Annotated in this window: 15 protein-coding genes; 3 read left to right on the top strand and 12 right to left on the bottom strand. The window is 71.6% G+C overall.

Annotation, left to right across the window (positions count from 1 at the left end):
- Positions 1-2: 2 nt before the first annotated feature.
- Entirely contained in the window at positions 3-287 is a 285-nt protein-coding gene (locus tag AB0J69_RS03735; RefSeq protein ID WP_364112516.1) for a gas vesicle protein K, read from the top strand.
- Between the two features lie 3 nt (positions 288-290).
- Here the strand turns inward: AB0J69_RS03735 and AB0J69_RS03730 are convergent, their stop codons facing one another.
- The 12 genes from AB0J69_RS03730 to AB0J69_RS03675 all read right to left on the bottom strand — a co-directional run bounded on the left by AB0J69_RS03730 (position 291) and on the right by AB0J69_RS03675 (position 9,909).
- Positions 291-863, bottom strand: coding sequence for a DUF6506 family protein (locus AB0J69_RS03730; RefSeq protein ID WP_364112514.1), 573 nt, complete (start codon positions 861-863; stop codon positions 291-293).
- 72 nt (positions 864-935) lie between these two features.
- A complete protein-coding gene (locus tag AB0J69_RS03725) occupies positions 936-1,505 on the bottom strand; it encodes a putative glycolipid-binding domain-containing protein (RefSeq protein WP_364112512.1) in 570 nt (189 codons plus the stop codon).
- Positions 1,502-2,053 (bottom strand): NUDIX domain-containing protein, encoded by a 552-nt coding sequence (locus AB0J69_RS03720; RefSeq protein ID WP_364112510.1) that lies wholly within the window; start codon positions 2,051-2,053, stop codon positions 1,502-1,504. The genes AB0J69_RS03725 and AB0J69_RS03720 overlap by 4 nt, the downstream gene beginning before the upstream one ends.
- Positions 2,050-2,556 (bottom strand): GNAT family protein, encoded by a 507-nt coding sequence (locus AB0J69_RS03715; protein WP_364112508.1) that lies wholly within the window; start codon positions 2,554-2,556, stop codon positions 2,050-2,052. Before AB0J69_RS03715 ends, AB0J69_RS03720 begins: the two co-directional genes overlap by 4 nt.
- A gap of 28 nt (positions 2,557-2,584) precedes the next feature.
- A complete protein-coding gene (locus tag AB0J69_RS03710) occupies positions 2,585-3,199 on the bottom strand; it encodes a histidine phosphatase family protein (protein ID WP_364112506.1) in 615 nt (204 codons plus the stop codon).
- Between the two features lie 10 nt (positions 3,200-3,209).
- Positions 3,210-4,133 (bottom strand): hypothetical protein, encoded by a 924-nt coding sequence (locus tag AB0J69_RS03705; RefSeq protein WP_364112504.1) that lies wholly within the window; start codon positions 4,131-4,133, stop codon positions 3,210-3,212.
- A complete protein-coding gene (locus AB0J69_RS03700) occupies positions 4,130-4,630 on the bottom strand; it encodes a SigE family RNA polymerase sigma factor (protein ID WP_364112502.1) in 501 nt (166 codons plus the stop codon). Before AB0J69_RS03700 ends, AB0J69_RS03705 begins: the two co-directional genes overlap by 4 nt.
- Before the next feature lie 103 nt (positions 4,631-4,733).
- Positions 4,734-5,261 (bottom strand): AAA family ATPase, encoded by a 528-nt coding sequence (locus AB0J69_RS03695; protein ID WP_364112500.1) that lies wholly within the window; start codon positions 5,259-5,261, stop codon positions 4,734-4,736.
- Positions 5,262-5,287: 26 nt separating this feature from the next.
- Positions 5,288-5,674 carry a DUF5655 domain-containing protein gene (locus tag AB0J69_RS03690; RefSeq protein WP_364112498.1) on the bottom strand — a complete coding sequence of 129 codons (387 nt, stop codon included), beginning with the start codon at positions 5,672-5,674 and terminating at the stop codon, positions 5,288-5,290.
- A gap of 190 nt (positions 5,675-5,864) precedes the next feature.
- On the bottom strand, positions 5,865-7,235 hold the full coding sequence (locus AB0J69_RS03685) for a hypothetical protein (protein ID WP_364112496.1): 1,371 nt from the start codon (positions 7,233-7,235) through the stop codon (positions 5,865-5,867).
- A 169-nt stretch (positions 7,236-7,404) separates the two neighbouring features.
- Positions 7,405-9,153: a biotin carboxylase N-terminal domain-containing protein gene (locus AB0J69_RS03680; RefSeq protein ID WP_364112494.1), complete on the bottom strand. Its 1,749-nt coding sequence runs from the start codon at positions 9,151-9,153 to the stop codon at positions 7,405-7,407.
- Positions 9,154-9,189: 36 nt separating this feature from the next.
- Positions 9,190-9,909, bottom strand: coding sequence for an SDR family oxidoreductase (locus AB0J69_RS03675; RefSeq protein ID WP_364112492.1), 720 nt, complete (start codon positions 9,907-9,909; stop codon positions 9,190-9,192).
- Positions 9,910-10,036: 127 nt separating this feature from the next.
- On the opposite strand from AB0J69_RS03675, the gene AB0J69_RS03670 reads away from it, so the two are divergent.
- Together AB0J69_RS03670 and AB0J69_RS03665 are read left to right on the top strand one after the other, a co-directional pair.
- Positions 10,037-10,309 (top strand): WXG100 family type VII secretion target, encoded by a 273-nt coding sequence (locus tag AB0J69_RS03670; RefSeq protein ID WP_364112490.1) that lies wholly within the window; start codon positions 10,037-10,039, stop codon positions 10,307-10,309.
- A gap of 207 nt (positions 10,310-10,516) precedes the next feature.
- Positions 10,517-12,673, top strand: a complete 2,157-nt coding sequence (locus tag AB0J69_RS03665) for a protein kinase (RefSeq protein WP_364112488.1) — start codon at positions 10,517-10,519, stop codon at positions 12,671-12,673.

Raw genomic sequence — 12,673 nt, 5'->3', positions numbered from 1 at the left:
CCATGGAGACGCCCCGCTGGCGCATCGCCGCGGACTCGGACACGGTCGAGCGCGACCTGACCCGCCTCGTCCTCACCCTCGTCGAGCTGGTACGCCAGCTCGTGGAGCGCCAGTGCGTACGCCGCATGGACCAGGGCAACCTGACCGACGAGCAGATCGAGGTGCTCGGCGTCACCCTGATGCGCCTGGAGGAGGCGATGGGCGACCTCTGCGCGCGCTTCGACCTCACCCCGGAGGACCTCAACCTCGACCTCGGCCCGCTGGGCACCCTCCTGCCGGCGAACTGACCGTCAGCGCCCGTACCCGCTCACGCCCACGGGCACGCTCGCGTCCACGGCCACGATGACGGGCGCCGCCGACTCGGGGCCTGCCGCGCCGTACAGCTCGATGAGCTGCAGCTCGCCGGCCATCTTCGCGGCCACGGCGGCCGCGGCCGCCTCGTCGGGCACCGCCACGAAGGTGGTCCTGCCGCCCGCCTCCCTCTCGTGCACGACCCGGTCCACCTCGGGATCGGCGTCCTCGTGCACGATGACGAACGCCTCCGACAGCGCCTCTCCGGCCTCGAACCGCGCCTTGTACGAGGCCACGTTCGTCAGCGACTCGAACCCGTAGTAGATCGCGCCGACCGTCGCCTTCCCGGCCGCGACCCGGCGGGCCTCGGCGTGCCACACCGCGCCGAACCCGCCGCACAGCTCGACCTGGTCGGCCCCCTCGCCCACCAGCCCCGCCACCAGGTCCACCATCTGGGCGGGCTCGGCGACGGCGCGTACCCGGGTGCGTCCCCGGCCGTTCTCGACCACCATCACGTCGGCCTGCGGATCCGCTCCGGCCTCCTCGTAGATGATCACTCTGTCGTGTGCCATGACCTCACTCCTTGGTTACCTGTGTCCTGGGACCAGGTTGCTACCTCAACCAAAGTCGAGGTCAAGGGTTTCTCACCTCTCGCGCACCGCCAGGCCGGGATAGTCGAGGACCAGCCCCGACGCGTCGAAGACCAGCCGGCACGTGACGCCGAAGACCGGCGCCGCGTAGTCGTAGCACCGGCGCCCACCCTCGTCGGGCACGCGTGCGTAGTGCTGGTCGAGCCGCTCGATCCCGAGGTCGAGGGCCCGGACGAAGGCCGCCGGCGCGGCTGACCCGGCCCCTTCCGCCAGGCCCAGCCGGTGCACGGGGAACGTGTTCGTCATCGCCGACGACTCGAGGTCGATGTCCAGGCAGCCGTCCAGGTGCGGCGCCGGTGCGCCGTCCACCCGCCAGCGGCCCGCGCCGTCGGCCTCCACGAGCGTGCGGCGGGTCCCGGAGGCCGTGCGGCCGGTGATCCGGGCGCGGCGCGTGGCCCAGGTGGCGTCCACGTCGATGACGTAGTCCACGATCCAGGCCAGCCCGTCCTCGACCGCCGTCGTGCAGCCCTCGATCCGCCGCCCCTGGAAGCGCACGACCTCGAAGCCGGTGCGCGCGTCGAGATGCCGCCAGGCCGCGGTCTCGGGCAGGGGCGCGAACGTCACGTACCGATCCTGCCACGCCCCTCATGGCGAGCCCGGCTGCCCGGGAGATGCCACGGCAGGACGACCGGCGCGGCCGGAAGCTCCCCGGCGGCGAGCCGCGCCACCAGCGGCCCGAGCCCGCTCGGCACCACGGGCTCGTCGCTGTCGGCCAGCCGGTCCAGCTCGGCGAGGGCCCACCAGTGGAAACGGTCGGTCGCCGCCCGCTCCTCCTCGTCCATGCCGGAGGTGTCCACCTCCAGCCCGTTCACCCGCAGCAGGAAGTAGGAGTCGCGGGAGTAGAACCGCTGCCCGGCCACCGACCAGCCGCCCTCGCTGGTCGCCACCACCGGCCCGAGCGCCTCGGGGTCCACCACGTGCCCGAGCTCCTCCCGCAGTTCCCTCGCGGCGGCCTGCCGCGCGCTCTCCCCGGGATCGAGGCCCCCTCCCGGCGTGAACCACGCGTACGGCGGATCGTCCACCTGCAGCAGCTGGCCCCGGTAGAGGAGGATCCGGTCGGCGTGGTCGAGCAGCAGCACGCGTGCCGTCGCCCGCACGATCACTTCGCTCATTCGGTCATCTCCACGGTGATGGCCCAGCGCTCGTGGTCCCGCCAGGCGCCGTCGATGTACTGGAAGTTGGGCGAGTAGCCCTCGCGCTGGAAGCCGACGCGCTTGATCAGGCTCAGGGAGGCGGTGTTCGACGGCTGGATGTTGGCCTCCAGGCGATGCAGCTCCATCTCGCCGAACGCGTGCCGGACGAGCAGCCCGAGGCCCTCGGTCATGTACCCGCGGCCGGTCGTGGAGGCGTAGGCGGAGTAGCCGATCGTCGCGCTCTGGTGGGTTCCCCGGATGATGTTGTTGACGTTGACCCGCCCGACGATCCCGCCGGTGTCGCTCCGGCAGATGAGGAACCCCTCGTGGAGGGGTCCGTCGAACCTGGTCAGATAGCTCTCGAAGTCCTCGAACGTGACGATGGGCGGGCCGGGCATCCATCGGGCGAGCATCTTCGCGCTCTCCGTGTGCAGGGCCGACAGCTCCTCGAAGTCCTGCAGGCAGACGTAACGGATGGCCACTCGTGGCCCTTGGGCAAAATAGAGCACATCAGACATTCTGCGGCCAGGCGTCGCAGTGCCACGCTCGCCCGTCCCACGCGACAGGAAACGGCACCGCGTACGGCAACGGCGCCCCCCACACCCGCCCAGCCGGCCCGTCGCGCCCGCACAGCTCGGTGAGCCCGATGGTCAGGCTCCCGACATGCCCCACGACGGCGACCGTCCCACCCGGATGGGCCGCGACGATCGAGGTCAGGGCGGCGACGACGCGGGCGGTGACGGCATGCCCGTCCTCGCCGTCGCCCACCGCCTCGCCCAGCTCCCCGTCCACGACCCACGAGCGCAGGACCTCGGCCGTACGCTTGCGCACCGCCGCGTCCATCGCGCCCTCGAACCGCCCGAGCCCGATCTCCACCAGCTCCGGAACGAGCACCACGCCCACCTGCAAGGTGCCCGCGATGATCTCCGCGGTCTGCCGGGCCCGGACCGCGTCACTGGCGTACACCCGGGTGACCCCTTCGCCCCGCAACCGCAGCGCCGCCTCCGCCGCCTGCACCCGCCCCTTCGAGGTCAGCTCCGCGCCCGGCAGCGCTCCCGAGGCGCCGAGCACGACGTTCTCGGACTCGCCGTGGCGCAGGCACAGGAGACGAACATGATCACCCATGCCCGAAACCCTACGAGACAGGCACCCCCGCGGAACCGCCACCGCCCCGCTCAGGATCCGCAGGGGCCGACCGGGTGCCATCCGGCACGGGATCCGCGCCCTCCGAGCCTCCACCGCTCGGTGTGGGGTCGGCTCCGGTGGGACCACCGTCGGGAGCTTCGGCTGGGCGGTCGTAGATCCCGACGGCCCACCTGCCCGGCCGTTCACCCACCCTGGCCGACAGCCGTTCGAGCACTCCGGCACGCCTCAGCGCGACAAGATCGGCCCGCTCATCGCACTCTTCCCGCGACTTCACGAACGACGGGCACCTGATGTCGGCCGCTTGCGCCATCTCCCGAACAGGGGCATCCGCCGGAAACACCCACACCTGCAAGGACTGCGGCCGCTCCAGCCAGCCATCGGGTGCCGAGCGCTCGTCGTGATGCCCGGATTGCACACTCCCGCAGCGTGCGGCCCCACCCCCCATTTCGCCGCCCTTGAGCCGCTGCTTCGTGACCACCCACGCCCGAGGGTCGTCGCAGACCACCTTGTATCCAGTGAAGTAGCTGGTCGGAGTGTAGGTCACCGTCCGGGCGGCGCCCATGGTGCCGAACCGCTCGGAGTGGATGAGGGAGAGGTCGAACCTGGTGGCTCCCAGCACCACCTTGAACTCCTCGGGGATCTCCAGCTCGGGCTCCACCCGGGCCGAGTTCGCAGGACGCTGGGCGACCGTCGCCTGGTCCGCCGCCCGCGGTCCGATCAGCAGGGTGTTCGCCAGCCCGGCGGCGGAGACGGTGAGGGCCAGCGCCGCCCCGGCCGTCACCGCCCGCCGCGTACGACGTATGCGGCGCCCCCGCCGTACGATCGCGTCGAGGTCGGCGGCCGGTTCGCCGCCGGCACGTTCCCGGCTCCGCTCGTCCAGAAGTTGTCCCAGCCCGCTCTCGGTGTGCCTCATCGCTGGACCCTCTCCAAGTTCATGGTCTGAATGTCCGGATCGACCCGCAGACGGGTGAGCGCCCGGCTGAGCTGGCTCTTCACCGCTCCGATCGAGCAACCGACGATGTCGGCGATCTGGGCGAGCGTCCGCCCCTCGAAGTAGTGCAGGACGATCACCGCCCGCTGGCGCGGTGACAGCGCCCCGATCGCGCCCCAGAGCGCGACCTGGTCGTCCACCTCCGTGGCGGGATCGCGCGGATCGGCCGTTTCGGGCAGGCTCTCGGTCGGCACCTCCCCGCGCCACCGCCTGCGCCACCACGACGCGTGGGTGTTCACGATGATGCGGTAGACGTAGCGATCGGGATCACCCTCGATCCGCTGCCACACCGTCCAGGCCTTGGCCAGCGCGGTCTGCACCAGATCCTCGGCCGCTCCCCAGTCCCGGGAAAGGAGGTAGGCCATCCGGCACAGCCGTAAGTGCCGATGCGCCACGTACTCCGCGAACCCGTCGTCCATCCAGCATCTCCGTCTCGTCGCTTCCAGCGATGACTACCGCCTGGGAAGCCCGTCCGGTTTACCGCCGGACCCGACGAAATCGACGGAGAACCTGGAAGCGGCCTCAGCCCTCGGCCGGTCGCCGCCGCCCAAGCCGATCGATCTCCAGGAGAAGGTCATCGAGGCACTCCTCCGGTGACCGCCCGGCCGTGTCGACGGTGATGTGATCCCGGTCCCAGGGTTCGTACTCGCGCTCCACAACCTCCTGCCAGTCAGGCAACCGCAGATCGGGAATGTCCACCGAACGCGCCGCCACCCGCTCCCGATGCTCCTCCGGATCGGAGCAGACCACCTCCACCTCCGCAACCGCCACCCCGGCCCGCGCCCCCACGTCCCGCCACGCGTCACGCGTGATCCGCAGGGGGTTCACCGATTCCGCGATGACGGTGAACCCTTGGCGCAGATGATCCTCGGCCAGGGCATGGCCGACGACGTAGCCGACGGGCCCGAGCGGGTGACGGGCCAGGCCGGAGCGGACGATCGCCTGCTCGATGGTGTCGACACGGACGTGAACCGCGCCCAGCCGCCCGGCCAGAAGCCGAGCCAGAGTCGTCTTCCCCGTGGCAGGCAGGCCGCCGATGACGATGAGCATGCCTCCTGTCGTGCCGCCCACGTGGGTCATCGGAGCGGCGGCCCGGACAGATGCGCCCCCTGGCCCACCTGGTAAGCCTCCTGCAACCACCCGGCGAACTCGTCGTCCAGATCGTCGGGCGAGCTCACCCGCCAGTGGAGCACGTAGAGGCGCTTGGTGTACGGGGAAGAACTGACGATCCGCCGATCCGTGAACGTACGCCGCAGGTCCATGTATCCCCTGAGCTCCCCGTCCTTCGGGACCGCGCCGGCGAACCCGCGACGCTCGCCCTTCAGGACGATCGCCGACTTGGTCACCGAGTAGGTGAACGGCCCGCATCCCTCGGCCAGCTCGATGAAGCGCTGATAGAGGGAGACGACCCCGGCGGGCTTGCCGCTCAGATGGCGCTCCACAGTCCACTCGTCGCTGTCCATTGCGCGATGGTAACGAGCCGCACCGACACAATCCGACGGCGCCGCACCAGCGACGCTCCTGGCCGGCGTGGCGGAGTTCGAGGAACTCGCCCCCGCCCTGGCCGGGACGGGCCGAGCCAGGTGCCCGGGGACGAACAATAAGAAGCCCCGGACCGTGATCAGTTCACGATCCGGGGCTTCTGAGGGCCTGTTACCAGTCTCCGCCGCCGAAGTCTCCGCCGCCGAAGTCGCCGCCACCGCCGAAGTCGCCCCAGCCGCCGCCGTCGCCGCCGCCGAAGTCACCGCCTCCGGCGTCGCCGCCGCCGCCGTCCGCGTAGCCGGCGCCGTAGCCGCCGTAGCCGAAGCCGCCGCTGAGCATGCTGCCCATCATGGTGCCGATGAACATGCCGGTCATGACGTCGCCGAAGCCGCCGTAGTAGCCGTACGCGTACGGCTGGTACGCCGGGCCGGCGTCGTAGTAGGGCCGGCGCTGGCCGTCGACCATGACCTCGCGCATCTGCGGGTCGAAGCCGCGCTCCACGGCCTCGGCGTCCATCTTGCAGGCGGGCACGTCGCGCACCGCGCCACCGGGCGGGGCCCAGCGGACGTCGCGGAGGGACGGGCCGTGCTGCGGGTTGAAGAAGCAGGGCGCGCGCCGCTCGGGCACCGGGTCGTTGTTGACCTTGGCCTTCACCACGGCGAGCGCGTAGCGGCCGTCCTCGAGGGTCTGGGTGACCTCGCGGACCTGGTCGGGCCGCTGCACGGTGGCGAGCTGCGTCTTTGCCTTCTCGTAGGAGTCGAGCGCCGTCTGCCACTCGTCGATGTGCTTGCCGCTCTCGCCGGACAGCGACACGTCGGTGTCGAGGGCGGTGATCTCCTCGCCCAGCTTGGTGACGTCCTCGTCCACGGTCTGCTTGACCGCGGCCAGGTCCTTGGCCTCCTGGATGGCCCGCTTCTTCTTCTTGTTGCTGGAGTAGAGGAAGTAGCCGCCACCGCCGACCACGACCAGGGCGCCCAGGGCGATCAGCGCGGCCGTGCCGCCGGCACCCGGGTTGGCCTGACTGCCGGAGTCGAGGGCCGAACGGTCACCCCGCGCGGCCATGTCCACCCGGTTGGCGAAGTCCTTCATGCCGGCCACGAGGTCGCCGGAGTTGGCGGTCACCGCGCGGTTGGCGAGCTCGCCCGCCAGGCCCGCCGTGCGAAGGGCGCTCGAGCCCGCGAAGAGCGTCGTGCCGTCGATGACGGCGATCGTCGCCCGGTTGCGGCCCGCGGCCGTCAGCTCCGTGCTGAGCTGGGACATGTAGGGCTCAATGCTGGAGTTGTCCACCGTGCCATCCGGGAGCGCCACGGCGTAGATCTTGGTGTCCGCGCCCTTCAGCGCGTCATTGATCTCACTCTGCTGATCCGACGACAGAGCGGAGCCGGACACCGCGTAGAGCGGAGCGTTCTTCCAGTTGGACACCACTGACTTCGCGTCAGGGGGAGCCGCCGCGTTGGCGGCAGGGGACAGCGCAAGAACGACGATCAGACCGGCGATCAGAGCCGCGATCGCGGCCCCTGCTCGGCGCAGCGAATGGGTCATTGGCAGCAAGCCTCCTTCGCCCTTCAGGACGAACGGGCGGTCGGCAAAGTTCCTCACTCCGCACGCTACCCGTCCGGGGACTCGCAGGTGCACATCGTGGACGAAGTGCGGGCACTGGTTCTACGCGGGACCGGTCGATCGCCGGTCAAGAGTCCTTTACGAGAACCGCTCAGGCGTCCTTGATCTCGCAGATCGTGGCGCCGGACGTCACCGTCTGCCCGATCGCCGCCGCCAGCCCGGTGATCGTGCCCGACTTGTGGGCGGTCAGCGGCTGCTCCATCTTCATGGCCTCCAGCACCACCACCGTGTCGCCCTCGTTCACCGCGTCCCCGTCGGAGGCCACGACCTTGACGATCGTGCCCTGCATCGGGCTGACGAGCGAGTCGCCGCCGGCCGCGGACTTCCTGGCCCCGCCGGCCCCGCGCCGGGGAGCCTTGTTCGCGACGGGCGTAGCGGCGGACGTGCCCAGCCCCGCGGGCAGGACGACCTCCAGCCGCTTGCCCCCGACCTCGACCGTGACCGTCTCCCGGGCGCCGGCGGGCTCGTCGGCGGCCACCTCCCCCTCGTACGGCCGCACCGGGTTGTCCCACTCCGTCTCGATCCACCGCGTGTGCACGGAGAACGGCTCCGACGCGAACGCCGGATCCGCGACCACCGCCCGGTGGAACGGCAGCACGGTGGGCATCCCGCCGATCTCGAACTCCGCCAGCGCCCGCCGCGACCGCTCCAGCGCCTCCCGGCGCGTGCGCCCGGTCACGATCAGCTTGGCCACCAGCGAGTCGAACGTCCCCGGCACCGTCATCCCGGCCTCGTAGCCGGCGTCGAGGCGCACCCCCGGCCCCGAGGGCGGGCGCATGGTGGTCAGCGTGCCGGGGGCGGGCAGGAAGTCGCGCCCGGCGTCCTCGGCGTTGATCCGGAACTCGATCGAGTGCCCGCGCAGCACCGGGTCGCCGTAGCCGAGCGGCTCGCCGTCGGCGATCCGGAACATCTCGCGTACGAGGTCGATCCCCGAGACCTCCTCGCTGACCGGGTGCTCGACCTGCAGCCGGGTGTTGACCTCCAGGAAGGAGACCGTCCCGTCCTGCCCGACGAGGAACTCGCACGTCCCGGCCCCGACGTAGCCGGCCTCCTTGAGGATGGCCTTGGAGCCGGCGTAGAGGATCTCGACCTGCTCGTCGGTCAGGAACGGCGCCGGCGCCTCCTCCACCAGCTTCTGGTGGCGGCGCTGGAGCGAGCAGTCGCGGGTGCTCACCACGACCACGTTGCCGTCGCGGTCGGCCAGGCACTGCGTCTCGACGTGGCGGGGCCGGTCGAGGTAGCGCTCGACGAAGCACTCGCCGCGCCCGAACGCGGCGACCGCCTCGCGTACGGCCGACTCGTACAGCTCGGCGACCTCCTCCAGCCTGCGCGCCACCTTGATGCCGCGCCCGCCCCCGCCGTACGCGGCCTTGATCGCGATCGGCAGCCCGTGCTCCTCCGCGAACGCCACCACCTCGGAGACCCCGCTCACCGGGTCCTTGGTGCCCGCGACCAGCGGCGCGCCGACCTTCTGCGCGATGTGCCTGGCCCGCACCTTGTCGCCGAGCGCGGCGATCGCGGCCGGCGGCGGGCCGATCCAGACCAGGCCGGCGTCGATGACGGCCTCGGCGAAGGAGGCGTTCTCGGCCAGGAAGCCGTAGCCGGGGTGCACGGCGTCGGCGCCGGAGCGGCGCGCGACGTCGAGTAGCTTGGCGATGTCGAGGTAGGTCTCGGCGGGGGACCGGCCGCCCAGCGCGTACGCCTCGTCGGCGACCCTGGCGTGCAGGGCGTCGAGGTCCTGGTCGGCGTAGACCGCGACGCTGCCGATCCCGGCGTCCCCGCACGCGCGGGCCACGCGCACGGCGATCTCGCCCCGGTTGGCGATCAGAACCTTCCGCACCGGCCTTCATCCTTCCTCCTGGGGCCTCCTGGGTGCTCAGCGACCCAGGTACGCGCCGCCGTTCACGTGGACCACCTGCCCCGTTACGTGCCTGGCTCCCGCGGAGGCCAGGAACAGAACGGTATCGGCCACGTCGGCGGGGCTGCCAGGACGGCCGTTGCGGGTGTTCTCCACGCGGGCCCTGATGCCGTCCTCGGTCAGCCGGCCGCGGAAGAACTCGGTGTCCAGGACGAGGCCGGGGGAGACGACGTTCGCGGTGATGCCCTTGGGGCCCAGTTCGGCGGCCAGGTCGGCGGTCCAGGACTCCATGGCGGCCTTGGCGGCGCCGTACGAGCCGGAGCCGGTGCCCCTGGCGGCGATCGAGCCGATCGAGACGATCCGGCCGCCGTCGCCCATCCGCGCGGTCAGCGCGGTGGTGACGAGCACGGCGGACATGAGGTTGGCGTTGAGGTTGGCCCACCACGCCTGGGCCACGTCCATCAGCTCGTCGGACCACCTGCGGCCGAGGTTGGTGTTGCCGCCGGCGTTGTTGACCAGCACGTCGACCCGCTCCGGCAGGCTGCGCAGCGCCTCCCGCACCTCGCCGGGGCTGGTGGCGTCGAACGCCGCGTACGCCGCCCCCAGACGCTCGGCGGCCTCCTTGAGCACCTGCTCGCGGCGGCCGGTGATGGTGACGTGGTCGCCCAGCGAGACGAACGCCTCGGCGATCGCGTATCCGATGCCGGTCCCGCCGCCGGTCACGACTATCTCGCGCATGAGCCGACAGCTCCCGATGCGATCCGAACAATCCTCGGGTAGACCATAGCCTCTCGGCATAACGCGGGCGACGGGTGGTGGCCCTTCCTTAGTGTGAGGGCGCTTTCACAGGTTCCAGGAGGTATGCATGAGCCAGAGCATGCTCGGCGGCGACCCCGCGGAAATGCAGCAGATGTCCACGCAGTTCACGCAGCAGTCGGAGGCGGTCCGCACCACCATGACCGCGCTCGACCGTGAGGCCGCCAAGGTCGGCACCGCGTGGACGGGGCCGGGAGCGCAGCGCTTCCAGCAGGCGTGGCAGAACTACCGCACCGCGTTCCAGCGCATGACCGAGGAACTCGCGGAAGCTTCGCGGGTCATCGGGACCTACCGGCAGAACATCGAGTCCGCCACGAAATGATCAACGAGAGGGGCCCTGGCGAGGGAGCTGGGGCTTCTTTCCGTTGAACGGGCCCGCGTGGATGAGCGGCGAGCGCGGAGCCCTGGCCGCCCGCTCGAACGCCGATTGACGGTTGACGGTCAGAGAGCGCGACCGAAACCCCTGATGCTTATGGGGCTTATTTGATTAAATGTCCTCCGATCATGACGTAATCCCGAAAGGACGGTCATGGCGGAGAAGGACGCCTCCCAGCCGGAGCGGATAGGTGGCTATGAGCTCACCGGCCGCCTGGGTGAGGGGCCGCGTGGCGTCGTCTACCTGGGCCGGGAGTCCGAAGAGGCGCCCCGGGTGGCCGTCAAGACGCTGAGCGTCGCCCCTGACGCCGACCCCGGGTTCGGGGCCAGGCTGAAGAGCGTCACGCGGGTGTCCAGCTCGTACGTGGCCCGCACGTTCGACGCCGGCACCGACCACGGGCGGGCGTACGTGATCAGGGAGCACATCGAGGGCCGGTCGCTGGCCGAGACCGTCGCGGCGGACGGGCCGCTGACCGGGGACGCGCTGGAGCGGGTCGCGGTGGGCACGCTGACCGCGCTGACCGCCGTCCACCTGGCCGGATTCGCGCACCGCGGCCTCACCCCGTCGAACGTGATCCTCACCGTCGAGGGGCCGCGCGTCACCGACATTGAGATCGGGGATCCGGCCGGCGAGATCGGCCACCGGGCGCCCGAGCAGCTCGGCGGGCTGCAGTACGGGCCGTACGCCGACGTCTTCTCCTGGGCCACGACCGTGGTGTTCGCCGCCACCGGGTCCGCACCCTTCGGGCACGACCCGGAGAACGTGCTGAACGGGGAACCCGAGATCGGGGAGCTGCCCGAGCCGCTGCGGCAGGTGGTGCTGGCCGCGCTCACCAAGAAGGCGGACGGGCGGCCCACGGCGTACACGGCGTTGCTGCGGTTGCTGGGCGACCGCAACGCGCCCGTGCCCGCACCGCCGGCCGCCGAGAGCTCAGTGCCGCCCGCCGCTGCCGAGAGCCCAGTGCCGCCGCCGGCGATCCTGCCCATCCAGCTGCCCATCCAGCTGCCCGTCGACGGCGCTCAGACGCCGCTGATGCCGCCGCCCGCAGCCCCCATGGACCGACACCCCGTCCAGCCCGCACCGGTCCAGCCCGCACCGGTCCCGCCCGGCCCCATGGACCCGGGGCCGATCGGAGCGGTCCCGATGGAGCCGATGGCGCAGGCCCCGATGGACCAGGGGCCGATGGGACACGGGCCGGCCGGGCCGGCGGGGCCCGCGTACGAGCCTCAGATGTGGGGACCTCCGCCCGGCCCCGCTCAGCAGGGCCCGCCCCAGCCTCCGGCACCCCCGGCAGTGCCCGGGCAGGGCGACGGGCGGGAGCGCAGGCCGTTCCCCGTGGGGCTCGTGGCGGGCCTGACCGCCGTCGTGCTCCTGTCGGGCCTCGGCGTGTGGGGCGCGAGCCAGTACTCCGGCAAGGTCAAGTTCGCCCCGATCGCCGCCGCCACCCAGGAGGCCACCGGGGGCGGTGCCTTCTCCGCCCTGAGCCAGGGGGAAGGGGCCGTGACGGGCGCGCCCACGCAGCCGCAGGCCGAGATGACCGCGCCGTGGGTGGACACGGCCAGCCCGGACGAAAGCGGCGTCGGCCCGATGATGCTTCCCACCGAGGACCCGACCGGCTCGCCGACGGTCCCGGTGCTCACGACGGTGCCGACCCCCGGACCGATCTCGACGCAGCCGGTGCCACTCCCCACCGCCCAGCCCACGGGGACGCAGCAGCCACAGCCGTCGGCGAAGCCCACCAAGAGCCCCAAGCCCAAGGCCACGGTCACCAAGACGGTTCCGCACTCCAGGAGGCCGACGCCGAGCCCGACGCGGACCACCGAGGAGCCCGCGCCCACCCCGACGAGGACCACATCGAGGCCGGCGCCCACCAGGACGACGCAGGAGCCGAAGCCGACTCCGACGAAGACGACCCAGAAGCCGACGCCGACCAGGACGACCCAGAAGCCGACGCCGACCAAGACGACCCCGCCGCCCGTCAAGAAGAACCCCTACACCGCGGCCCAGGTGTGCGGTGGCGGTTTCGTCGTCCAGCGGTCGAGCTCGTTCACCGGCGGCACCACGTACCAGCTGTGGAACAACAGCACGGGGCAGAACTGCGTGGTCACCCTCAAGTCAGGCGCGGACGTCGGCAGATCCACCCGGGTGAGCGCCACTCTGGAGGTGCAGGGCGGTGGCAGCAAGACCGACGCCGGGAATTTCGAGTATTACGCCGGCCCGGTCATCCTGGCGGCCAAGGGCAAGTGTGTCCGCTACTCCGGCAGCACGGGTTCAGGGAGCACGAGTGCGGGGTGGGCCAACTGCGGCTAG

The organism is Nonomuraea sp. NPDC049709, from assembly GCF_040674815.1.
Lineage (GTDB): Bacteria > Actinomycetota > Actinomycetes > Streptosporangiales > Streptosporangiaceae > Nonomuraea.
The sequence above is the reverse complement of the archived record's forward strand: the minus strand, read 5'-3'. Positions and strand labels throughout refer to the sequence as shown.

Coding starts and splice junctions, on each gene's coding strand:
- AB0J69_RS03735 (WP_364112516.1), top strand. CDS start 3: ATGGAGACGCCCCGCTGGCGCATCGCCGCGGACTCGGACACGGTCGAG.
- AB0J69_RS03730 (WP_364112514.1), bottom strand. CDS start 863: ATGGCACACGACAGAGTGATCATCTACGAGGAGGCCGGAGCGGATCCG.
- AB0J69_RS03720 (WP_364112510.1), bottom strand. CDS start 2,053: ATGAGCGAAGTGATCGTGCGGGCGACGGCACGCGTGCTGCTGCTCGAC.
- AB0J69_RS03710 (WP_364112506.1), bottom strand. CDS start 3,199: ATGGGTGATCATGTTCGTCTCCTGTGCCTGCGCCACGGCGAGTCCGAG.
- AB0J69_RS03705 (WP_364112504.1), bottom strand. CDS start 4,133: ATGAGGCACACCGAGAGCGGGCTGGGACAACTTCTGGACGAGCGGAGC.
- AB0J69_RS03700 (WP_364112502.1), bottom strand. CDS start 4,630: ATGGACGACGGGTTCGCGGAGTACGTGGCGCATCGGCACTTACGGCTG.
- AB0J69_RS03695 (WP_364112500.1), bottom strand. CDS start 5,261: ATGCTCATCGTCATCGGCGGCCTGCCTGCCACGGGGAAGACGACTCTG.
- AB0J69_RS03690 (WP_364112498.1), bottom strand. CDS start 5,674: ATGGACAGCGACGAGTGGACTGTGGAGCGCCATCTGAGCGGCAAGCCC.
- AB0J69_RS03685 (WP_364112496.1), bottom strand. CDS start 7,235: ATGACCCATTCGCTGCGCCGAGCAGGGGCCGCGATCGCGGCTCTGATC.
- AB0J69_RS03675 (WP_364112492.1), bottom strand. CDS start 9,909: ATGCGCGAGATAGTCGTGACCGGCGGCGGGACCGGCATCGGATACGCG.
- AB0J69_RS03670 (WP_364112490.1), top strand. CDS start 10,037: ATGAGCCAGAGCATGCTCGGCGGCGACCCCGCGGAAATGCAGCAGATG.
- AB0J69_RS03665 (WP_364112488.1), top strand. CDS start 10,517: ATGGCGGAGAAGGACGCCTCCCAGCCGGAGCGGATAGGTGGCTATGAG.